21 protein-coding genes are annotated in these 24,236 nt (G+C 36.3%); all 21 read left to right on the top strand.

The window, feature by feature from the left end; translation table 11 throughout:
• The first annotated feature begins 31 nt into the window (after positions 1–31).
• The 21 genes from J4O15_RS08385 to J4O15_RS08285 all read left to right on the top strand — a co-directional run bounded on the left by J4O15_RS08385 (position 32) and on the right by J4O15_RS08285 (position 24,204).
• A complete protein-coding gene (locus J4O15_RS08385; protein WP_208100433.1) occupies positions 32–1,024 on the top strand; it encodes a PhoH family protein in 993 nt (330 codons plus the stop codon).
• Between the two features lie 54 nt (positions 1,025–1,078).
• Entirely contained in the window at positions 1,079–1,573 is a 495-nt protein-coding gene (gene ybeY / locus J4O15_RS08380) for an rRNA maturation RNase YbeY (protein WP_208100432.1), read from the top strand.
• On the top strand, positions 1,573–3,228 hold the full coding sequence (locus J4O15_RS08375) for a putative polysaccharide biosynthesis protein (RefSeq protein WP_208100431.1): 1,656 nt from the start codon (positions 1,573–1,575) through the stop codon (positions 3,226–3,228). Before ybeY ends, J4O15_RS08375 begins: the two co-directional genes overlap by 1 nt.
• Positions 3,225–4,439, top strand: a complete 1,215-nt coding sequence (locus J4O15_RS08370) for an aminoacetone oxidase family FAD-binding enzyme (protein ID WP_208100430.1) — start codon at positions 3,225–3,227, stop codon at positions 4,437–4,439. The genes J4O15_RS08375 and J4O15_RS08370 overlap by 4 nt, the downstream gene beginning before the upstream one ends.
• 16 nt (positions 4,440–4,455) lie before the next feature.
• Complete coding sequence (locus tag J4O15_RS08365; protein ID WP_208100429.1) at positions 4,456–6,069, top strand: NAD(P)/FAD-dependent oxidoreductase; 1,614 nt, start codon at positions 4,456–4,458, stop codon at positions 6,067–6,069.
• A 2-nt stretch (positions 6,070–6,071) separates the two neighbouring features.
• Positions 6,072–6,905 carry a glutamate 5-kinase gene (gene proB, locus J4O15_RS08360; RefSeq protein ID WP_208100428.1) on the top strand — a complete coding sequence of 278 codons (834 nt, stop codon included), beginning with the start codon at positions 6,072–6,074 and terminating at the stop codon, positions 6,903–6,905.
• 10 nt (positions 6,906–6,915) lie between these two features.
• Positions 6,916–7,134: a DUF896 domain-containing protein gene (locus J4O15_RS08355; protein ID WP_208100427.1), complete on the top strand. Its 219-nt coding sequence runs from the start codon at positions 6,916–6,918 to the stop codon at positions 7,132–7,134.
• Complete coding sequence (locus J4O15_RS08350) at positions 7,127–7,696, top strand: 5-formyltetrahydrofolate cyclo-ligase (protein ID WP_208100426.1); 570 nt, start codon at positions 7,127–7,129, stop codon at positions 7,694–7,696. Before J4O15_RS08355 ends, J4O15_RS08350 begins: the two co-directional genes overlap by 8 nt.
• A gap of 55 nt (positions 7,697–7,751) precedes the next feature.
• Positions 7,752–9,179, top strand: a complete 1,428-nt coding sequence (gene miaB, locus J4O15_RS08345) for a tRNA (N6-isopentenyl adenosine(37)-C2)-methylthiotransferase MiaB (RefSeq protein WP_208100425.1) — start codon at positions 7,752–7,754, stop codon at positions 9,177–9,179.
• A complete protein-coding gene (gene mutS, locus J4O15_RS08340; RefSeq protein WP_208100424.1) occupies positions 9,180–11,828 on the top strand; it encodes a DNA mismatch repair protein MutS in 2,649 nt (882 codons plus the stop codon).
• A gap of 32 nt (positions 11,829–11,860) precedes the next feature.
• The gene (mutL, locus tag J4O15_RS08335) at positions 11,861–13,846 is read left to right on the top strand and encodes a DNA mismatch repair endonuclease MutL (RefSeq protein WP_208100423.1); all 1,986 of its coding nucleotides are present in this window, start codon (positions 11,861–11,863) and stop codon (positions 13,844–13,846) included.
• Entirely contained in the window at positions 13,843–14,793 is a 951-nt protein-coding gene (gene miaA, locus J4O15_RS08330; protein WP_208100422.1) for a tRNA (adenosine(37)-N6)-dimethylallyltransferase MiaA, read from the top strand. The genes mutL and miaA overlap by 4 nt, the downstream gene beginning before the upstream one ends.
• Positions 14,786–16,066 (top strand): methionine gamma-lyase family protein, encoded by a 1,281-nt coding sequence (locus tag J4O15_RS08325; RefSeq protein WP_208100421.1) that lies wholly within the window; start codon positions 14,786–14,788, stop codon positions 16,064–16,066. Before miaA ends, J4O15_RS08325 begins: the two co-directional genes overlap by 8 nt.
• 130 nt (positions 16,067–16,196) lie before the next feature.
• Positions 16,197–16,886 (top strand): RadC family protein, encoded by a 690-nt coding sequence (gene radC, locus J4O15_RS08320; protein ID WP_009218461.1) that lies wholly within the window; start codon positions 16,197–16,199, stop codon positions 16,884–16,886.
• A complete protein-coding gene (gene mreC / locus J4O15_RS08315) occupies positions 16,886–17,716 on the top strand; it encodes a rod shape-determining protein MreC (protein WP_009218462.1) in 831 nt (276 codons plus the stop codon). The genes radC and mreC overlap by 1 nt, the downstream gene beginning before the upstream one ends.
• Positions 17,717–18,229 (top strand): rod shape-determining protein MreD, encoded by a 513-nt coding sequence (gene mreD / locus J4O15_RS08310; protein WP_009218463.1) that lies wholly within the window; start codon positions 17,717–17,719, stop codon positions 18,227–18,229.
• The gene (locus J4O15_RS08305; RefSeq protein WP_208100420.1) at positions 18,226–21,099 is read left to right on the top strand and encodes a penicillin-binding transpeptidase domain-containing protein; all 2,874 of its coding nucleotides are present in this window, start codon (positions 18,226–18,228) and stop codon (positions 21,097–21,099) included. The genes mreD and J4O15_RS08305 overlap by 4 nt, the downstream gene beginning before the upstream one ends.
• Before the next feature lie 79 nt (positions 21,100–21,178).
• Positions 21,179–22,300, top strand: a complete 1,122-nt coding sequence (locus tag J4O15_RS08300; RefSeq protein WP_208100419.1) for an FtsW/RodA/SpoVE family cell cycle protein — start codon at positions 21,179–21,181, stop codon at positions 22,298–22,300.
• Between the two features lie 15 nt (positions 22,301–22,315).
• The gene (locus J4O15_RS08295; protein WP_007591595.1) at positions 22,316–22,711 is read left to right on the top strand and encodes a methylglyoxal synthase; all 396 of its coding nucleotides are present in this window, start codon (positions 22,316–22,318) and stop codon (positions 22,709–22,711) included.
• Positions 22,712–22,716: 5 nt separating this feature from the next.
• Complete coding sequence (locus tag J4O15_RS08290) at positions 22,717–23,700, top strand: D-alanyl-D-alanine carboxypeptidase family protein (protein ID WP_208100418.1); 984 nt, start codon at positions 22,717–22,719, stop codon at positions 23,698–23,700.
• Positions 23,701–23,784: 84 nt separating this feature from the next.
• Entirely contained in the window at positions 23,785–24,204 is a 420-nt protein-coding gene (locus tag J4O15_RS08285; RefSeq protein WP_009218467.1) for a hypothetical protein, read from the top strand.
• Positions 24,205–24,236 lie beyond the last annotated feature (32 nt).

The raw sequence follows: 24,236 nt of genomic DNA, 5'->3' as shown, positions 1-24,236 counted from the left end.
CTTTTTAAAGAAAACTTTTTAGGAGAATAATTTGAGTATAATTGAAAATATTATAGATATACCTATGGAACATGAAAGGAATGTCTGTGGTGAATTTGATGTATATTTAAAGAAAATAGAGAGAACGCTGAAGGTAAGTATGATTGCCAGAGACGGCAGCATAAAGGTAATCGGACCTAAGGCTTATGTAGATAAGGCTAAATCTGTTTTTAATAATCTGATTGAATTGTCAAAAAGAGGAAATCAAATCACAGAGCAAAATGTAGACTATGCACTTTCATTGTCATTTACATTGGAGGATAATATAATCCTTGAGATTGATAAGGATGTAATAGCAAGAACCATACTGGGAAAGCCCATAAAGCCCAAAACTCTGGGACAAAAGCAATATGTGGACCTGATAAGAGAAAAGATGATAGTTTTCGGTGTAGGTCCGGCAGGAACAGGAAAGACCTATCTGGCAATGGCAATGGCTATACAAGCCTTTAAAGAGGGTACTGTAAATAGAATCATCCTTACAAGACCGGCTATAGAGGCGGGAGAAAAACTGGGATTTTTACCCGGGGATTTACAAAGTAAGATAGATCCGTATTTAAGACCGCTATATGATGCGCTTTATCAGATAATGGGAGCCGACAGTTTTTTGCATAATCAGGAAAAGGGGCTTATAGAGGTTGCTCCTCTTGCATATATGAGAGGAAGAACGCTTGATAATGCCTTTATAATACTGGATGAAGCGCAGAATACCACTCCGGCTCAGATGAAGATGTTTTTGACAAGAATAGGTTTCGGTTCAAAAGTAATAGTAACAGGAGATCAGAGTCAGAAAGATTTGCCTCAGGGGCAGACATCAGGTCTTGACAGCGCACTTAAAATATTAAAAAATATAAATGATATAGGAATATGTATGTTGACCAATAAGGATGTGGTAAGGCATCCTCTTGTTCAAAAAATAGTAGAAGCATACGATATATATGAAAAGAAAAATATATCAAAGGATGACAGGAAAAGGTTTAGAAAATAGGTGTTTTAGAAAAGTATAATGTGGCTTTGGCTGATTATATAATGGCGAGGGAGTATGACTATAGAGATAAGCTATGAGTCTAAAATAAAACTGGATATACCATATGAAGATATAATAAACAAAATGGTAGTGGCATCGCTTGATTTTGAGGATTGTCCGTATGAAGCGGAGGTTTCTGTTACTATTGTGGATGATGATGAAATAAGAAGAATAAATAATGAATACAGAGGAATTGATAAGTCTACAGATGTGCTGTCTTTTCCTTTTAATGAATTTGATATTCCGGGTAATTTTGATAATATCGAAGAAAATGTGGATGCATTTAATCCCGAAAGCGGCGAGCTGCTTTTGGGTGATATAATACTTTCAACAGAGCATATAATTGAACAGGCAAGGGAATACGGACATAGTCAAACCAGAGAACTTGCTTTTTTGGTTGTTCATTCAATGCTACATCTTATGGGATATGACCATATGATTGATGATGAAAGAAAAGATATGGAAGACAGACAGAGAAAAATTTTAGAGTTTGAGGGGATTAGCAGATAATGCCGGTGAAAACAACAAAAACAGAATCTAATAATTTTTTGGTGCAGGGAGCCATATTGGCGATTGCAGGGATTTTGGTCAGATTTATAGGGCTTGCATACAGAGTGCCGCTTCTTAGAGTGATAGGGGCAGACGGAATGGGGTATTACTCTATAGCATACAATGTATATACAATAATCCTTTTATTGTCCTCATACTCATTGCCATTGGCAGTCAGTAAGATGGTTTCTGTAAGAATTTTAAAGAATGAATATAAAAATGCCAATAAAATACTTAAGGCTGCGCTGATATATGCAACTATAATGGGTGGTCTGGGTTCTATAGTGGCTTTTTTCGGAGCGGATTTTTTTGCAAGCAGTCTATATCAAATGCCGCTTGCAAAATATGCACTTCAAAGTCTGGCACCGACGATATGGATTATGGCATATCTTGGAGTGCTTCGAGGATATTTTCAGGGACATTCCAATATGATTCCCACCGCTCTTTCACAGATATTTGAGCAGATAGTAAATGCTGTTGTATCGGTAGGTGCGGCTTACTATCTTTGTGAGATGGCAGTAAGACAGGCTAAATCTGAGGAGATAAAAGCGGCTTACGGTGGGGCAGGAAGTACTATAGGTACAGGCGCAGGTACAGTTATAGCGTTGGCAGTTGTGCTGATATTCTTTTTTCTTTCAGCAAAGGATAGAAGAAAAAAGATAAAAGATGATAAATCAGCCAGAAAAGAGAGCTTTAATACCATTACCAGAATACTTATACTTACTGTAATACCTGTAATAGCCTCCACCGCAATTTATAATATAAATTCGGTTTTGGACGGTATGGTATTTGGGCAGAGTATGAAGGCGTTGGGTTTGGAGAAGGAAGCTTCAAAGCTTTACGGTATATATACGGGAGGATATCTTGTACTTGTAAATGTGCCTGTAGCAATATCAAATGCAATGTCATCATCACTTATTCCTGCAATTTCAAGGAGTTTCAGCAGGGGTGAAAGAGCTGATGTAAACTCAAAGATTTCAATGGTAATCAGATTTGCATCCATTGTAAGTTTCCCATGTGCTATCGGGCTTGCGGTGATTTCTGTACCTGTAATGGGAATAATGTTTAAAGAGACTCAAGATGCTATGATGGCATCATATTTAATGATTATAGGCTCGGGTGTGGTAGTTTTATATTCCGTTTCAACGGTTACAAATGCTATCCTACAGGGAACAAGTCTTATAAATAAGCCTGTTAAGAATGCATTTATCTCTTTGATAATACATTTTATAATATTATATATATTATTATTTACACTTAAGCTCAATATAATAGGTTTGGTTTTCGGGAATATGGTTTTTGCTCTGTCTATGTGTATTTTAAATGCAAGAAGTATAAGGAAAAATTTATATTATAAACAGGAAATGATAAAGACCTTTCTTATGCCTTTTATATGTGCGGGTATAATGGGAATAATTGTATATATGGTATATTGTTATACATCTGTTAAAATAAACAGCAGACTTATGCAGACTGCAATACCTATTTTAGTGGGTGCACCTGTATATGCAATACTTTTAATCGGTACAAAAACTATAACAAAGAATGAAATATTACAAATGCCGAAGGGCAAAAAGATAGTAAGTATTTTACAGAAAGTCAGGCTTTTGAAATGAAAGTTGGTATTATTGGCGGTGGAGCAGCAGGTATTATGTCTGCTCTATTTGCGTGTAAAGGAAAAAATGAGGTCACTGTAATAGAGCATAATGATAAGCTTTTAAAAAAGATACTCTCCACAGGAAACGGAAAATGTAATTTTACAAATATAAAAATGGACTCCTCACATTTTCACAATAATGACAGGGCTATAAAGTTTATAGAAAGATTTAATCAATATGATATTATAAAATTTTTCAACAGTATTGGGGTGGTGGAGTATATAAAGGATGGCTATGTTTACCCGAATTCGGAACAGGCGGCATCTATAAGAAATGCCCTGTTGATGGAGCTTGGCAGATATGATGTAAAAATACTTTTAAATACCTATGTAAAGGATATAAATAAAGACAGTGATGTTTTTCAATTAAATATCTGCAATACGGAAAATAAAAATACCAAGAAGCTTTTCTTTGATAAAATTATTATAGCCACAGGACTTATGGCGGCGCCAAAACTGGGGAGTGACGGTTCGTTTTTACCATTGCTTAAAAGGCTGAATATAAAATATAATACCTGCCTGCCGGCACTTTGCGGTATTTTCCTTGATAATAAAAACTTCTTTAAAACAGCAAGCGGAGTCAGAGCAAAGGGCAAAATATCCGTAATTGTTGACGGAAAGATAGAAGCAGGCGATTTTGGAGAACTGCAATTTAGTGATACCGGAATATCAGGTATACCCACTTTTCAAATCAGCAGATATGTAAGCCTTTATTTAAACAAAAATAAAAAAGTCAAAATCAGACTTGATATGTTTTCACATATCGGAGATATAGAAAAAATATTAAACAACAGAACAAAAATACCTTCATTCAGAACTATGGAAGATATGGGGAACGGGCTTATAAATATCAAACTTTGGCTTGGAATACTGAGAATGGCGGATATCAAAGCTGACTTGGATATAAAAAAATGTGAGAAAAAAAGTTTTTTAAGGCTTGTTGAAATATGTAAGAATATGGATTTCACTGCTTTAAAAAGCGGAGATTTTGATAAATGTCAGGTTTGTACAGGAGGTATTTCACTTGACCTTATGGATGATAATTTGATGTATAAGGGTATAAAAAATCTATACTTTGCAGGTGAGATACTGGATGTGGACGGAATATGCGGAGGCTATAATTTGCAATGGGCATGGACATCAGGGTATATAGCAGGGCAGGTATTATAGGATAAGGATATTAAGAATGTTACATATAAATTCTTTACAGATAAATGTTCATCATGATGAAAATGATTTAAAGAAAAAAATTGCCGTAACAATCGGCTGTAATATAGATGAAATAATAGATTATAAAATTATAAAAAAATCGGTGGATGCCAGGAAAAAGCCGGATATCTACTATTCATATTCATTGGATGTAAATGTATCAAATGAAAAAAAGTACTTAAAGAAGAATAAAAATCTTACTACGGCAAAACAGGTGGAATACGCTTATGAGAGTATAGGGGCTTTTGATATAGAGGAGGTTAAAAGACCTGTGGTTGTAGGCTTTGGTCCGGCAGGTATATTTGCCGCATTTTTGCTTGCAAAAAAAGGATTACGACCTATAGTAACAGAGCGTGGAGAATGTGTTGAAGACAGGGAAGTTACCGTAAATAAATTTTGGAAGGACGGCGAACTTAATCTTGAATCAAATGTATCCTTCGGAGAGGGAGGGGCAGGTACATTTTCTGACGGAAAGTTAAATACACTTGTAAAGGATACATTCGGCAGAAATAAATATGTTTTAAAAACTTTGGTGGAATACGGAGCACCGCAGGAAATAATATATGATAATAAACCTCATATAGGAACCGATCTTTTAACAGGCATAGTTAAAAATATAAGAGAAGAAATAAAATCTCTTGGCGGTGAAATTCGGTTTAATACAAAGCTTATAGATATAGAAAATATCTCGGAAAACAAAAAGCGGATTAAGTTTATAAATACAAAGACAAAAAAGCAGGAAAGTATAGTATGTGAGAATATCATACTGGCGCTTGGACATAGTGCAAGAGATACTTTTAAGCTTTTAAAGGAACTTGGAGTTTATATGGAGCCGAAGTCATTTGCACTTGGTATAAGAGTATCACATTCGCAGCATTTGATAGATGTTTCCCAATATGGTGAAAGGGAAGCGGATTTTCTCTCACCTGCACCGTATAAGCTCACATTTAAATCAAGCCTCGGCAGGGGGGTGTATTCATTTTGTATGTGCCCGGGAGGGTTTATAGTAAATGCCTCCACCGAGAGTGAGAGAATTGCAATCAACGGTATGAGCTATCATAAGAGGGATTCCGGAGAGGCAAATTCTGCAATTATTGTCAGTGTATCGCAAGAAGATTTTGAGAAATTCGGTAAGGCTTTTGATCCTTTAATGGGTATTGATTTTCAAAGAGCATTGGAAGAAAGAGCGTTTGAAATGGGGAAGGGCAGAGTGCCTGTGCAAAGACTGGTAGATTTTTTAGAGGGAAGAGACAGTGAAAATTTTGATATAAATAATCTTAAAATAAAGGGAAATACCACTGTTGCAAGAGTTGACAGACTTTTTCCGAAAGAAATTTATGAGAGCATAAAAGAAGCATTTTCTGATTTTAACAGAAAAATAAAGGGCTTTATAAATGAAGATGCCTATGTGGCAGCAATTGAGTCAAGGACTTCATCACCGATAAGAATAAGCAGAAATGAATCTCTGGAGGCCAACTTCCCTGGTATATATCCCTGTGGTGAGGGTGCGGGATATGCCGGAGGTATAATGAGTGCCGCCATGGACGGACTGAAGGTTGCAGAAAAAATCATTGACAGGTTTAAGGAGTAAATATGAATATAAGACAGAAAGTAAAGGATGCAAAAAGGATTGTTATAAAGATAGGATCCTCAAGCATTACACATAGTGAAACCGGTGAGCTATATATCTCAAAAATCGAAAAACTTATCAGGCAGATTGCGGATTTAAAAGGCGCCGGAAAAGATGTTATCCTTGTTTCATCAGGTGCTATTGCAGCAGGCAGACATGCACTTGGAATAAACGGAAAACCGACCACACTTTCAGAAAAACAGGCGCTTGCAGCTGTAGGTCAGGCAAGACTTATAATGGAGTATAAGAAACTTTTTTCGGAATACAATCTTAGAATAGCACAGATTTTGATGACAAAATCAACGATAACAAATGATACTTATCGTGATAATGCCAAAGCCACTTTTTCACAGCTTTTGGAATATAAGGCGGTACCTATAGTAAATGAGAATGATACAATATCCACCTATGAGATTCAATTCGGTGATAATGACAGATTGTCGGCGCTTGTAAGTGCCCTTGTGGAGGCGGATCTTCTTATACTTTTATCGGATATCGACGGATTATATACTGATGATCCGAACACAAATAAGGATGCAAAATTTATAGATTTTGTAGAGGATGTAGATAAATATATGGGTATGGGAAAATCCACATCAAAGTCTGCACTCGGCACAGGCGGAATGTATACTAAGTTGTTGGCTGCACAGATTGCAACAAACTCTGGTAGTGATATGGTAATTGCAAGTGCCGAAGATATGAGTATAATAGAAAATATTGTAAACGGAGAGGAAATAGGAACATATTTCCCCGCAAAAATAAATAAGGATTTTGATTGGTTAAATTGTTTGGAATAGTAGGTGAAACATGGATAATACAAAGATTGACAGAATAAATACATTGGCTCATAAGCAAAAAAGTGTAGGTCTGACAGAGGAGGAAAAACAGGAGCAGGCGGCACTCAGAAAAGAGTATATTGAAACAATAAGAGAAAGCTTAAGGGCTAACCTTAATAATATTTCTATAAAAGAGGCTGACGGAAGTATAACGGATCTTGGCAAAAAATTCGGAAATAAAAATGAATAAGCCGGAGCTTAGAAAAGAATTACTTGAAAAAAGAAATTCGCTTTCAAGGACGGAGGTTTTGGCGGCAAGTGAAAGCATAATAAAAGAGATTGAAAATTTAATAAAAAAAACCGGTAAAATCACAATTTTAGGCTTTATGCCGCTTGGTAATGAGATAGACTTAAGACCTTTATTTCTTAAAATACTTACAGAATATTATAAAGATAAGTATGATGCGGATATTACCTTGGGCTTACCGAGAGTCTGTGGAAAGGAAATGAGATTTTTTAAGATAAACTCACTTGACAGTTTGGTAAAATCAAAGTTTGGCATTATGGAGCCGGATTTAAACTCTGAGGAGATCATTGCCGAGAACGCTCATGTTTTAGTACCCCTTATAGGACTTAATAAATATCAACAAAGACTTGGCTTTGGCGGAGGATTTTATGATAAATACTTTGGACTACACAGGAATAATATATTATACGGTTTGGCATATGATTTTCAGATTGATATAGATTTTGTTGCCGAAGAGCATGATATTTTAATGGATTATATTATTGTGGCAGGTAATGGCGCTTAGATGATATAATTTAGAGAAGTTTTGCCGGTGATTAAAACGATTTAGAAAGAGGATTATGGAGAATTTAATACCTAATGAAGAACCTTTAAGACAGGAATATTTTATGTCTGAGGTCAATGATATAATACATTCAAGGGCTATGGACAAGGGAGCATATCCGACATATAAAGTGGTAACCTTCGGATGCCAAATGAATGCGAGGGATTCCGAAAAGCTTTCGGGAATACTTAGCGGCATAGGATATACAGAGGCTGAGAATGAGGAAGATGCGGATCTTGTTCTCTTTAACACTTGTACTGTAAGAGAGAATGCAAACGACAGGCTTTACGGAAGGGTGGGACAGCTTAAAAAAAGTAAAGAAAAAAATCATGATATGATTATCGGTATCTGCGGATGTATGATGCAGGAAGCCGAGGAAGTTGAAAAAATAAAAAAATCATACAGACATGTAGACCTGGTTTTTGGAACTCATAATATATATAAGCTGGCGGAGATACTTTTTGACCATCTTACAACAAAAAAGCAGATAATCAATGTAATGGAAAGTGCGGATATGATTGTGGAAAAACTGCCAAATAAAAGGCAGTATGCTTTTAAATCCGGTGTAAATATTACTTTCGGCTGTAATAATTTTTGCAGCTATTGCATAGTTCCGTATGTAAGAGGAAGAGAGCGCTCAAGAAAGCCTGAGGAAATAATAGATGAGATTAAAACCTTGGTGGCTGACGGTGTAAAGGAGATTATGCTTCTTGGGCAAAATGTAAACTCATACGGCAGAGGGCTTGAAGAAGAGATAAGCTTTGCCGGACTTTTAGAGAGAATAGCAGAGATTGAGGGACTTGAGAGATTAAGATTTATGACACCTCATCCAAAGGATCTTTCAGATGAAGTTATAGAGGTAATGAAAAATAATAAAAAGATTTGTAAACATCTTCACCTGCCTTTACAATCGGGAAGCTCAGCTATATTAAAAAAGATGAACAGAGTTTATACAAAGGAAGATTATCTGAATCTTGTAAAGAGAATAAAGACGGCTATTCCTGATATTTCACTTACAACTGATATTATAGTGGGATTCCCGGGAGAAACGGAAGGAGATTTCCTTGATACCTTGGAGGTTGTAAAGGAGGTTCGTTATGATTCCGCATTTACATTTATATATTCAAAGCGTTCGGGAACTCCGGCTGCAAAGATGGAAGAACAGGTGGATCCGAAGGCTATAAAGGACAGATTTGACAGACTTTTAAAGACTGTACAGGATATTGCGGCTGAGAATACAAAGAAAAATGAAGGAAAATGTATGCCCGCATTGGTAGAGGGAAAGAATGAACATCTGGAAGGTTATCTTACCGGAAAGCTTGAAAACAATCTGACAGTGCATTTTAAAGGTCAGGAGAGGCTTATAGGTGAAATAGTGGATGTGATTTTGGACGAAGCTAAGGGCTTTTATTATATGGGACATATAAAGACAAGTGAGGTATAAATGGCACTATCTCCAATGATGTCAAAGTATCTGGAAACTAAAAATGAGTATCCGGATTGTATACTTTTTTATCGTTTAGGTGATTTTTATGAGATGTTTTTTGATGATGCAATAGAGGTTGCAAGGGAGCTCGAACTTACACTTACAGGTAAGGACTGCGGGCTAAAGGAGAGAGCACCCATGTGCGGTGTACCCTATCATGCTGCGGAAACATATATAAACAGACTTGTACAAAATGGACATAAGGTAGCTATTGCAGAGCAGATGGAAGATCCTAAGCTTGCAAAGGGGCTTGTAAAAAGAGAGGTTGTAAGGATTGTTACACCGGGAACCATCACAAGTACCGGTGTACTTGCTGATGACAGAAATAATTATATTATTTCTATCTTTTATATAGATGAGAGATTCGGACTTGCTATCTGTGATATATCAACAGGTGATTTTTTTGTAACGGAACTGGTTTCTATAAGAGAGCTTTTTGATGAGATACAAAAGTATCAGCCTACTGAAATTATATGTAATCATGCCTTTGAAATCAGCGGTATTTCCCTTGATGAGCTTAGAAAAAAATATAATATTACAATAACCTCTCTTGATAATTCATATTTTAATGAAAAAGCCGGTATAGATATATTAAAAAGGCATTTTTCGGTTTCAAGTATTGAGGCTTTGGGGCTTTCAGAATTTTTGGATGCCACCATATCATCAGGTGCGATGCTGAGATATCTGCATGAGATGCAAAAGAGCTCATGTGCACAGATAGTTGGAATAACCGCCTATAAAAACGGGGATTATATGATTGTCGATACAGCTTCCAGAAGAAATCTTGAACTGGTTGAAACCATGAGAGAAAAAAAGAAAAGCGGATCACTTCTTGGAGTGCTTGATAAGACAAATACAGCAATGGGTGCAAGAATGCTTAGAAGCTTTTTGGAGCAGCCGCTTGTAAACAGAGAGAAAATTATAGGCAGGCAGGATGCGGTAGCCGAACTTTTTGACAGATATATTGACAGAGAGGAATTAAGAGAGTATCTAAATCCGGTTTACGACCTTGAAAGACTTATGTCAAGAGTGGTGACAAAGAGCGCAAATACAAGAGATCTTTTATCATTATCCGCATCAATGAAGATGATAAGCCCTATAAAGGATGTTTTAAAGACATTTGAGGCAAAAGAGATAAAAAGAACTGATGAAAATCTGGACAGGCTTGAGGATATCATTGACATCATTGACAGGGCTATAAATGAGGACAGCCCTCTTTCTCTAAAAGAAGGAAATATAATAAATACAGGCTATAACGCTGAAATAGACAAATTAAGGCAGGCAAAGACGGAGGGGAAAAACTGGCTGGCTTCTTTAGAATCCGAGGAGAAGGAAAAGACCGGTATCAAAAATCTGAAAATAAAGTTTAATAAGGTATTCGGCTATTATTTTGAGGTTACCAATTCATTTAAAAATATGGTGCCTGATTATTTTGTCAGGAAGCAGACGCTTACAAATGCGGAAAGATATACTACCGATAAACTAAAAGATTTGGAGAATATCATCCTTGGAGCCGAGGATAAGCTAAACAGTTTGGAGTATGAGATTTTTGTAGAGGTAAGAGAAGAAATTGCAAATAATGTAAACAGAATACAATCAAGTGCAAAATCCATTGCCTATATAGATGCCGTTTGCTCACTGGCTACAGTAGCTTATAATAATAATTATGCAAGGCCTGAGATAAATACTACAGGGATAATTGATATAAAGGATGGTAGACATCCGGTGGTAGAAACCATGCTAAAAGATGATTCCTTTATTGTAAATGATACCTATCTTGATCAGAATAAAAAAAGGATGTCAATTATTACCGGTCCGAATATGGCAGGTAAATCCACATATATGAGACAGACTGCACTTATTTGTATGATGGCTCAGATAGGAAGCTTTGTGCCGGCAAAAAAAGCAAGTCTATGTGTATGTGACAGAATATTTACCAGAGTCGGGGCATCGGATGATCTTGCAAGCGGTCAGTCCACTTTTATGGTGGAGATGACAGAGGTCGCAAATATTTTAAGAAATGCCACAAGAAATTCTTTGGTTATTTTGGATGAAATCGGAAGAGGTACATCCACTTTTGACGGGCTTGCAATTGCATGGGCTGTGGTGGAGCATATCTCAAATGTAAAGCTTATAGGTGCCAAGACTCTTTTTGCCACACATTATCATGAATTATCGGAGCTTGAGGGTACACTTCCCGGAGTAAACAATTACTGTATTTCAGTTAAGGAAAACGGTGACAATATTGTATTCTTAAGAAAGATAATTACAGGCGGTGCCGATAAGAGCTATGGCATACAGGTGGCAAAGCTTGCAGGTGTGCCTGAGAGTGTAACCAATAGAGCAAAGGAACTTATAGAAGAATTATCGGGTGCCGATATTGCTACAAAGGCAAGAGAAATAGCAGAGGCAACTCCCACAGCATCAAAGAGGAAACCTGTAAAGAAGATGAGCGAGGTGGAGGCAGGGCAGCTTTCATTGTTTGATGCAGTGAACAATGATACAATCATTAAAGAAATATCGGATATAGATATTACAACCATGACTCCGATGGATGCACTAAACACATTGTATGCTTTGCAGAATAAAATTAAGAACAGGGTGTAAAATAACCTATTATAATAAAGGAGGAAGGGCTTATGATAAATATACTGGATAAGGGTACTATTGATAAGATTGCCGCAGGTGAGGTGGTAGAGCGTCCGGCATCAATAGTAAAGGAACTTTTGGAAAATTCAATAGATGCAGGAAGTTCTTCCATCACAGTAGAAATAAAAAATGGCGGAATTGACCTGATAAGAATAACGGACAATGGCTGCGGCATAGATGCAAAAGAAGTAAAAAAAGCCTTTCTAAGGCATGCCACATCCAAAATAATAAGCGATAAAGACCTGATATCCATAAAAAGCCTCGGATTTAGAGGTGAAGCCCTCTCAAGTATTGCAGCCGTTTCAAGATGCGAAATGATTACAAAAACAAGGGATGAGCTTACCGGAGTCCGCTACTATATGGAAGGCGGAGTCGAAGTGGAATATGAGGAGATAGGAGCACCTGACGGTACCAGTATAATTATCAGAGATATTTTTTATAATACTCCGGCAAGGAGAAAATTTTTAAAAACCGCATCCACTGAAGGAGCGCATATCAGTGAACTGGTGGAAAAGATGGCTATGTCAAATACCGGCATTGCCTTTAAATTTATATCAAATAATCAGATAAAACTGCAGACAAACGGAAACGGAAATTTAAAAGATATTATATATCAGTTATACGGTAAAGAAATCTCCAAGGCATTATGTGTAATAGATTATGAAAAAGACGGAATAAAAATAGGTGGTGTAATTGCAAGACCTGAGGTCACAAGAAGTACAAGAAACCTTGAAAATATCTTTGTAAACGGAAGGTATATAAAGGATAATATTATTTCAAAAGCTATAGAAGACGGATTTGGAGACAGGCTGATGCAGCATCAGTATCCATTTTGTGCTTTAAGCTTTGATATAGAGGGCGTGGATGTAAATGTGCATCCAAGAAAAATGGAAGTAAGATTCTCCGATAGAAATATTGTATACAATGCTGCAAAGGAGGCGGTAGAAGATATTTTCAAAACACAAAGTGCTGTCAGGGAAGTACCTGTAGGAAAAAACACTTCAAATGAGAAAAAAACTTTTATAAATACTCCCGAGCCCTTTGAAAATAGAAGAAGAGATATATCTTTCTCAAAGCCTGATAAGGATGATGAAATACAGTGGACCGTCCCAAAGGAAACTTCATATAATCCACAAAATGATTCGGTACTATTTAATGAAGACAATTCAAAGAATATATATTTTAATAATAGTATAAGACAGGGAGAATATGCAGATTCCAAGTCTACGGAGAAAACATATACGGATATAAATGAAAACATATCATATACAGGTATAAAGACAGAAAACAATACGGAAAATATAAAAACTACCAAAGAAGCTGATATACCTACAGACGTAGAGACTCCTGCAAATAAAGAAAAGGCTTCACAAATATCATTCTTTGATAAAGAATCAAAAAAATATATAAAGGTGGTCGGTCAGGTTTTTGATACCTACTGGATTGTACAGCTTGAAAATGATATGTATATTATTGACCAGCATGCGGCACATGAAAAGGTGATGTACGAGAGATTATTAAGAGAGAGCAAAAACAATAAAATAACTGCTCAGATGATAAATCCCCCGATTATAGTGACTTTGACCGATGTGGAGCAGGATGTTTTAAATAAACATTTAGATGAATTTAAAAATGCGGGTTTTGATATAGAGGAGTTCGGCGGAAAAGAATACAAAATAAATTCAATCCCGAATATTTTTCCATCCATACCTAAGGCTGAGCTTTTTAATGAAATGCTTTCCGACAGTACAAATTATGATATTATATCGCCATCAGAAATTATACTTGCAAAGACTGCATCTATGGCATGCAAGGCTGCTATAAAGGGAAATATGAGAATTTCATTGATGGAGGCAAATGAACTTTTCGATGAACTGCTTTCGCTAAAAAATCCCTATAATTGTCCTCACGGCAGACCTACCATAATAAAAATGAGTAAGTATGAGATTGAAAAGAAGTTTAAAAGGATAGTATGACAAAGGAAAAATTGATAATTCTTGCAGGACCTACGGCTTCAGGAAAGACCTCCGTATCCATAGATTTGGCAAAAAGGATGAATGGAGAGATAATAAGTGCGGATTCCATGCAGGTATATAAATATATGGATGTCGGGACTGCAAAAATCTCCGGAGGGGAGATGTGCGGTATTAAACATCATTTAATAGATGTACTGGATCCGAAAGAAGACTTTAATATTGTAAAGTTTCAAAATATGGTAAAGACCGCCATAAAAGAAATTACAAAAAGAGGTCATTTACCTATAATAGTCGGAGGTACGGGCTTTTATATTCAATCTATTATCTATGATATTGACTTTGATAATGAGGAAGATAATACTTCTATAAGAGAAGAGCTTGAAAGAGAGTATGAGAGTCTGGGTGCGGATTATATGTATGAAATATTAAAAAAAATAGACAGTATTTCGGCACAGAATATACATAAAAACAATAAAAAAAGAATAATCAGGGCAATAGAGTATTTTATGATAAATAATGCCCCTATTTCATCACATAATGAAACACAAAGAAATAAAATATCGCCATATGATTTCAGATTTTTTGTATTAAACCCTCCAAGAGATATTTTATATGAAAGAATAAATCAAAGGGTGGATATTATGGTGGAAAAAGGTCTTTTAAAAGAAGTAAAAAGCTTAAAACAAATGGGACTTTTAAAGCATAATATTTCTATGCAGGGAATAGGCTATAAGGAGATAATTGAATATCTTGAAGGAGATGTGAGCCTTGAAACCGCAATAGAAAATATAAAGCAAAACACAAGGCATATGGCAAAAAGACAGGTGACATGGTTTAAAAGGGAGAAGGATGTAATATATATTGATCCTTACAGCTTTGAAAACAATGAAAAAATAGTCGATTATATGATAGAAAAAATCAACACGGAAAGAATAAGCAATGAATGATTTAAACAATATATATGAGGAATTCGGTATTTCAAAAAGGGTAGCAGAGCTTTCAAATAAAGTTTTAAAATCTTTAGAGGAGAGGTTTTTTGAGATTGATAAAAATGCCGAATACAATCAGATGAAGGTGCTTAATGCAATGCAAAAGCATAAGGTAAGCGATATACATTTTGCGGCGACTACAGGTTATGGATACAATGATCTTGGAAGGGATGTGCTTGAAGATGTATATGCCACAGCCTTTAGAGGTGAGTCGGCACTTGTAAGACCACAGCTTGTAAGCGGTACTCATGCACTCCATGTTGCACTTTCGGGAAATTTAAGACCGGGTGATGAACTTTTATCCCCTGTAGGCAAGCCCTATGATACTTTGGAAGAGGTAATAGGAATAAGGGATTCAAGGGGATCCTTAAAGGAATATGGGGTTACATATTCGCAGGTGGATTTGCTTAATGAGAGCTCGTTTGACTATGAAGGAATAAAAAATGCCATAAATAAGAGAACAAAGCTGGTTACAATACAAAGGTCAAAGGGATATGCCACCAGAAAGACCTTATCTGTGGAGCAAATAGGTGATTTGATAAAATTTATAAAATCAATAAATCCACATATTATATGTATGGTAGATAATTGCTATGGTGAATTTGTGGAAAGAATAGAGCCGCTTGAAGTCGGTGCGGATATGATAGTAGGCTCTCTTATAAAAAATCCGGGAGGAGGATTGGCTCCAATCGGAGGTTATATAGTGGGAAGTAAGGAATGTGTGGATAATGCTTCATTCAGACTTTCGGCTCCGGGGCTTGGTAAGGAAATAGGCGCAAGTCTTGGAATGAATACAAGTATGTTTCAGGGATTTTTCCTCGCACCTACAGTGGTTGCGGGAGCTTTAAAGGGAGCGATATTTGCAGCAAATCTGTATGAGAGTCTCGGCTTTTTATGTCATCCGAATGCAACCGAGCCAAGATTTGATATAATTCAGGAGATTACCTTAAGAGATCCGAAGGCATTATGTGCTTTTTGTGAGGGTATACAGGCTGCCGCACCGGTGGATTCCTATGTAAAGCCCGAACCTTGGGCAATGCCCGGATATGACAGTGATGTTATTATGGCGGCAGGGGCTTTTGTAGGAGGTTCTTCTATAGAACTCAGTGCCGACGGACCTATGAAGGAGCCTTATTCGGTATTTTTCCAGGGAGGGCTTACCTGGTATCATGCAAAGCTTGGGATAATGCTTTCATTACAAAAGATATTTGATGCCGGAATTTTAAAATAGTATTAAGCCAGGAATAATTTGTTTAGTATTATAAAATAAAAACTATAGTTCACAAAATATTAATTAATTACTTTTATATTTTGTGATAAAATAAAAATGCCTTTCATGCTTGGAGAGCGGAAAGGGCTTTATGGGAAAAATAAAAGAATTGCCGCCGGAACAAAGGCCATATGACAGAGCATTGGAGTATGGAGTGGAGTCACTTACAGATGTTGAACTTTTGGCAGTTTTACTCAGAAGCGGAACAAAGGATATCAATGTTGTAAATCTTGCTTATAAAATTCTTGAGGGTAATGGTGAGGGTTTTGGTATACATAGTATTTTTCACCATAATATTGATAATCTGCTTGGGATCAAGGGCATAGGCAAGGTAAAGGCTGTGCAGATACTGGCACTTGGAGAGTTTTGCAAAAGGGCATGGGAGCGAAAGAATACTAAAAACCGTATATCTTTCTCATCTCCCGAGACAGTTGCAAATTATTACAAGGAGAGCATCAGGCATCTGGAAGTGGAGGAGCTTAGGATCATTTTTTTGGATACAAAGCAGAAACCTATTTCAGATATGGTGATTTCAGTCGGCACGGTGAATGCATCTTTAGTTTCTGTCAGAGAGATTTTGATAGAAAGTTTAAAACATCTTGCGGTAAATGTTATCTTGCTGCATAATCATCCAAGTGGAGATCCGTCACCCAGTAAGGCGGATATAGATATAACAAAAGATATAAATAAAGCCTTGGATAGTATTGGAATAGAGCTTGTAGACCATATAGTTATAGGCGACAATTGCTATTACAGCTTTAAGGAACAGGGGATTATTTGATGGAATCTAGAAACCGACTTGTACTGATAATTTTAAGTATAATTAGTATCGTTCTTATAGGAATTACTTCGTTTAATGATTCTATTATTTTGCCTTTGAGGCAGGCGGTAGGAATAGTACTATTGCCTGTCCAATCAGGCGTAAATACTGCCGGCAGGGCAATATATGATAGTATAGAAGAACAAAGAAAAATACATAGTGCAATTAATGAAAATATAGAGCTTAATAAAAAAATAGATGAACTAACTATGGAAAACACCAGGTTGATGGCGGATAATGGGGAGCTTGCAAGATTGAGAGAATTGTATAAGCTTGATGAGAGTTATTCGGATTATGAGAAGGTGGGAGCCAGAGTGGTTGCAAAGGACAGTACAAAGTGGTTCTCTACATTTACCATAGACAAGGGCAGTGAGGACGGCATAGCTGTAGATATGAATGTTATAGGCTATGGCGGCTTGATAGGTATAGTAACCGATGTGGGCAAAAACTATGCGAATGTAAGATCTGTTATAGATGATATATCCAGAGTCAGTGCCATGTCTTTGCGAACAGGTTCACTTTGCAGAGTGGACGGAAATCTGGAACTTTACAATGAAGGAAGGTTGCTTTTAAAGGATATAAAGTCTGATGCGGATGTTATTGAAGGTGATATGATAGTCACTTCAAATGTTTCTACAAAGTATTTACCGAATATATTGATAGGTTATGCAAGGGATTTAAAGGATGATTCTTCAAGACTTACAAAGAGCGGATATATAATACCTATAGTGAACTTTGATACAATATCTGAGGTACTTGTAATAACCGGAGTAAAGGAAGTGAGTGATTAAATGAGAAGAATAATAGTAAATATAGCCTTTATTATATTTGCATTTTCACTTCAAATATGTATTTTTCCGTTTATACCTTTTTTATATGCCGCACCGAATCTTCTTATAATACTTACATTTACCTATGGCTTCAGTCTGGGAGTGGAAGAGGGGATGCTGTATGGCGTTATATGCGGTATTTTGATGGATTTATATTTTTCAGGTCCGTTCGGGTTTTTTACACTTTTATTCTTATGGATCGGATTTGTGAACGGAAAGCTCACTGCATATTTTTATGAGGAGTATATATTCCTGCCTTTTATAGTATGCACGATAAGTGAAATTATGTATAATGTGTTTATTTATATATTCAGATTTTTTATCAGAGAAAAATATGATGTTTTGTATTATTTAAAAAATATTGTAATACCTGAAGTAATAATTACGCTTATATTTACATTATTACTGTACAGGTTTTTGCTTTGGTATAATAAAAAACTTAGAGTTTTGGACAGTAGAGGAAAAAATCAGTGATAAGGGATTTTAAAGAATTTTTAGAGGACTTTTTTGAAAAGATAAAATCCTCCAGACTTTTTATACTGGGTGTAATATATTTGTTTATGGTATTTATCCTCGGATCAAAGCTGTTTACAATGCAAATTGTCAATGGTAAGGAAGCTCAGGATAAATATGTACAAAAGATAAAGAAAACAGTAGTAACTACAGGTGCCAGAGGAAATATATATGATAGAAACGGAAATCTTTTAGCATATAATAAACTCTCATATACAGTAACTGTCATTGATGGTGGATACTATAAAAAAGTAAATGATAAAAATAATATGTACTACCGATTGGTACAGATTTTAAGAAAGCATGATGAAAAAATAGACGGCGATTTTTTGGTGGCTGTAGATGAAAACGGAGAGTTTTATTATACCACCAAATCGGATTCAGCCAGATTAAGATTTATTGCCGATATGTACGGTCTAAAAACAACAGATGAGTTGGATGATAAGGCGGGAAAGTATCCTTCGGATATTACGGCGGCTGAAATGGTTGAAAAGAAATTAAAAACATACGGTCTTGATGAAATGACGGATAGTGACGGAAATGTCTATGATTTGTCAGGTCAGGATAAAATAGATCTAATAAATGTAAGATATGAGATAGGTAAAAAGCTTTATAGGAGATTTGAACCTACTATAATAGCTACCAATGTATCAGAAGAAACAAAGATTGATATCATGGAGAATACAGCTTTGCTTATAGGTGTGGATGTAGAAAATGATACATTAAGAGTCTATAATGATGCTGTATATTTTTCTGATATTATCGGATATACCGGTAAAGTTCCGGATGATAAGCTGGAGGAACTTTTAAAGGAAAGACATGATTATACATTAAATGATATCGTAGGAAGAATCGGTATTGAGGAGAGCATGGAGACCACCTTGCAGGGCTCAAAGGGTTCAAAGACTATGATAGTTGATAATGTCGGAAGAATTATGGAGACTATAAGTGAAGTGGAGTCGGGTGCCGGAAATGATGTATATCTGACCATTGATAAGAATTTGCAAATAGCAACATATCATTTGGTGGAGCAGCAATTGGCAGGTGTTCTTGCAAGCAAAATTGTAAATGAGGACAATCCGAATACTGAAAATACAGACTCTACACATAGGCTTATACCTGTAAAGGATGCATATTACCAGCTTATAGGAAATAATGTGCTGGATACAACGCATTTCGGTAAAGAGGATGCATCAGCCACAGAACAAAACTTAAACGGGAAGTTAAATGCACATAAGGAAAATATACTGGTTGCGATAAATAATGAGCTTACAGCAGCGGCTCCGACAGTGATGGGGGCTTTGCCCGAGGATACAAAGGCATATTTAAATTATATTCATTCAGCACTTTCCAAGAAAAATATATTAAAAAAAGATAATATAGATGAAAAATCCGAAGTCTATAAGGCATGGAGAGATGAAACAACATCACTCAGGGATTACCTTTTTATAGGAATCTCAAGCGGATATATCGATACAACCGTGTTTTTTAATGAAAGCAATTATTCAAGTGCGGAAGATATTTATAATACTCTTGTGGAATATATCGGAAATATGCTTAGAGAGGATTCCGAATTTGATAAACTTATTTATAAATATTTGATAAGAAATAATATTGTTACCGGAAGAGAACTCTGCCTGGCACTTTTTGATCAGGGAGTTTTGGCTACGGATGAGGTCGCATATGCGCAGCTTACAGCCGGAGGAGAGGGTTATGCTTTTTCTTTCTTTATTGATAAGATTTCAAGAATAGAAATAACTCCGGCACAGCTGGCGCTTGATCCGTGTTCTGCCGGTGCGGTGGTTACCGATGTAAATACCGGTGAGGTAAGAGCATTGGTATCATATCCGGGATATGACAATAACAGATTGGCAAATTCAATGGATGTGGCTTATTTTAATAAATTATTGGCGGATGAGAGTTTGCCTTTATACAATAATGCAACTCAGACAAAAAAGGCACCGGGTTCTACCTTTAAACCTATTACTGCAATAGCGGGATTGGAAGAAAAGGTTATAAATTCTACAGATTCCGTACTATGTACGGGTATTTACAATACCATAAATCCTGCGATAAAATGCTGGATCTATCCAAGCAGCCATGGAAACGAAAATGTTGTAAAGGCAATACAGGATTCATGTAATGTTTACTTTGCCGAGACCGGACACAGACTTTCTATGGATGCAAATGGCGAATATTCTGCTGAACTCGGTATTGAAAGGCTAAAAAAATACGCTTCAATGTTCGGGCTTGATCATAAGTCGGGAGTGGAGATAACAGAAAATGATCCGCAGATTTCGGATATAAACCCTGAACAGTCATCAATCGGACAGGGTAATCATTCATTTGCAAATATTCAACTTGCAAGATATGTGGCAACTATTGCAAATCAGGGAACAGTTTTTGAACTGAGTCTTTTAGATAAAGTATGTGACCAGTACGGGAATGTATTGGAGGATTATACCCCGGAGTCAAGAACTCATGTGAATGTAAGCCCGGAAACTTGGGCAAATGTAAAAGAAGGTATGTTCAGGGTTATAAAAAACGGATCCGCCAGAAGACTGTTTACTGATGTGAATGTAAATATCGCAGGAAAGACAGGTACCGCACAGGAGTCAAAGAGCAGAGGAAACCATGCGTTCTTCATATCATTCGCTCCTTTTGAAAGTCCTGAAATAGCGGTTACCGTTAATATTCCGTATGGATATTCATCAACAAATGCGGCAGTTATTGCCAAGAATATCTATAAATATTATTATAATCAAATTAGTTTGGATTATATACTAAATAATAGTGCACATGATGTAAGTGATGTCAGAATTGGGGATTAATTTTAATAGAAAAGATGTTAATTTTCAAAAAAACACTGGATTTTTTTGCTAAATTCGTGTAGAATTTGGAGAGTAGAGAATGTTAGACGGTTTTAAACTTAAATATTTTCCATTTAGACTATTATTGTATATTGTGGTCTTAAATACTATAGGTGTACTGGTTATTTCCAGTGCCACAGGAGGAGATAAGGGAATGGTTGCCAAACAGATATTCGGCATTGTTCTCGGTCTTGTACTTGTAGTGTTTATTTCCTTTATACATTACAGGAAAATAATGGAACTAATGTGGATTGTATATGGAATATGTATTATCTTATTGCTTGCGGTGCTTGTTTTCGGGTATGCACCCGAGGGAGCCGGAGCGGTAAGATGGATTAAAGTACCGGTTATTGGACAGCTACAGCCTTCTGAAATAGTCAAAATTGGTATGATTTTATTTGTAGCGGCCTTTTTGGGCAAACATCAGGAGGATATTGACAGAATTTCTTTTTTACTTGTATTTGCCGCAGTTGCTGCTGTGCCCTGTTTTTTAATATTAAAAGAGCCTGATTTATCAACCACTATTGTTGTAATTATTATGTTACTCAGTATGTTGTTTATCTCAGGTATCAGTTATAAATGGGTGCTTGGCAGTATTGCATTTGTAATACCATCAGCAGCAATATTTATATTTTTATTGCTGAGTAACACCGTGCCCTTTTTGAGGGGCTATCAGGCAAACAGAATACTTGGATGGATATATCCGAATAAGTATGCAGACATAAATGTACAGCAGGACAACTCTATTATGGCTATTTCATCAGGACAGATGATGGGGAAGGGACTTAATAACAATACTTTTGCTTCTGTTAAAAACGGCAATTTTATATCTCAGGATCAAACAGATTTTATATTTGCCGTAATAGGAGAAGAACTTGGTTTTGTCGGCAGTATGGTAGTAATTGTGCTTTTTGCATTTATAGTTATTGAATGTTTTCGCCTTGCTTCTAAAGCAAAGGATTTAGAGGGTAAATTGGTTTGTGTAGGCTTTGCGGCTTTGGTAGGCTTTCAAAGCTTTACAAATATTTCGGTTGCAACGGGACTTTTTCCCAATACAGGTTTACCTCTTCCTTTTATAAGTTACGGAGTCAGCTCTCTTTTGAGCTTGTATCTTGGAGTGGGATTGGTTGCGAGTGTGGCTGTAAGACAGGGCAAAAACTAAAATTTGGAGGGAAAGATGAATATAGGTTTGATCGCACATGATGCTAAGAAAAAGCTCATGCAGAATTTTTGTATTGCATATAGGGGTATTTTATCCAAACATAATTTATCAGCGACAGGTACTACAGGAAGATTGGTAGAAGAAGTTACCAACTTAAATATACATAGATATTTGGCGGGGCATTTAGGCGGTGAACAGCAATTGGGTGCCCAGATAGAGAACAATGATATAGATTTGGTTATTTTTTTAAGAGATCCGCTTACAAAAAAGAGCCATGAGCCTGATGCGGACAAGGTTATGAGACTTTGTGATACACATAATATCCCGTTGGCAACCAATCTTGCTACAGCCGAGCTTTTGATTATGGCACTTGACAGAGGCGATTTTGAGTTCAGAGAGGCTTATAGATAGATCTCATGGCGGATTATATCAAAAGAGGCAGAAAAGTCAAAAACAAAATATATATATTTATTCCGCTTTGCATAGTGCTTGCTTTGATTATAGGTGCGGTTTATTATTATCAATTTATGATTACCCGTTATGATTTTTCAGCCAGGTTGTCAACCCTTGATATAAATATGGAAATTTCACCCATTGCAAAGAAGCTTGCCCTACCTACGGATGAAAATATTGATGTGGATGATATATCTTCTGAAAGCATAATACTTGTAAGCACTGAGGGTAGTCTTTTGGCATCCAAAGCCGCTACAAAAAGGATGTATCCTGCCAGTACAACTAAGGTTATGACGGCTTTGGTGGCATTAAAATACGGTAATTTATCAGATGAAATAACGGTTCCTGAGGAAAGCGTTATAAGCGAGGCGGGTGCAAGTCTTGCCGGCTTAAATCCCGGAGATAAGCTTACACTTGATGAGCTTTTATACGGGCTGATGCTGCCTTCCGGAAATGATGCAGCCAATGCAATAGCGGTACATATAGGCGGAAGCGTGGATAATTTTGTAAGAATGATGAATGATGAAGCAAAAAGAATCGGTGCTGTGGATACCAATTTTATGAATGCACATGGTTTATCTGATGAAAATCATTATACTACCGCATATGATTTGTATCTTATATTTAATGAGGCGCTAAAGGATAGCAGGTTTTTAAATTATGCGGGAACTGCATCTTATAATGTATCATATATTGCGGCAGACGGTAGTGAGGTTACCAAAAGCTGGAGAAACGGGAATAGATATTTAACCGGTCAGGTTGCTACACCGGGAGGACTGGTGGTTGAGGCGGGTAAGACCGGAACCACTTTGGCGGCAGGAAGCTGTCTTGTGATATGCAGTGAAAATAAAGAAGGAAGCAGGTATATTTCAGTGGTTTTGAAGTCTAAAAACAGGGCTGACTTGTATGACAATATGTCTAAACTTCTTTTTAAAATCAATAAATAGCATTGCACTATTCCTATTATTATTTTATAATATTTATATATTTATTTTATATTTGATAACAGTAAATTTAAGGAGGGCATTACCATGGTTTCTATTATTGCAGGAGAGAAGGGTAAGGGAAAAACAAAAATTTTACTTGAAAAAGCTAATGAGGCTATTTCAAAAGCGAATGGCTCAGTTATTTATCTTGATAAGAGTTCAAAGCATATGTATGAGCTCAACAATAAGATAAGACTTGTTAATGTCAGCGAATTTCCTATTATGTCGGCAGACGGTTTTGTAGGATTTTTGGCAGGACTTATTTCATCAGATCATGATATTGAGGCTATATTTTTGGACAGTTTTTTGAAGTTGGCAGTTCTTGAGGGTTCTGATATCACTTCTACAATAGATCGTATAGAGACATTGGGTGAGAAGTACGGAATTACATTTGTTTTAAGCGTTTCAATGGATGCTTCCGCTTTGCCTGAAAATGCAAAGAAGAATGTTACTGTAGAATTATAAAAAAGAAAACATCAAATTATTTATAAATATTT

This window comes from Lachnoanaerobaculum sp. Marseille-Q4761, assembly GCF_017565785.1.
GTDB lineage: Bacteria > Bacillota > Clostridia > Lachnospirales > Lachnospiraceae > Lachnoanaerobaculum.
This window is presented reverse-complemented; position numbering and strand designations above follow the sequence as displayed.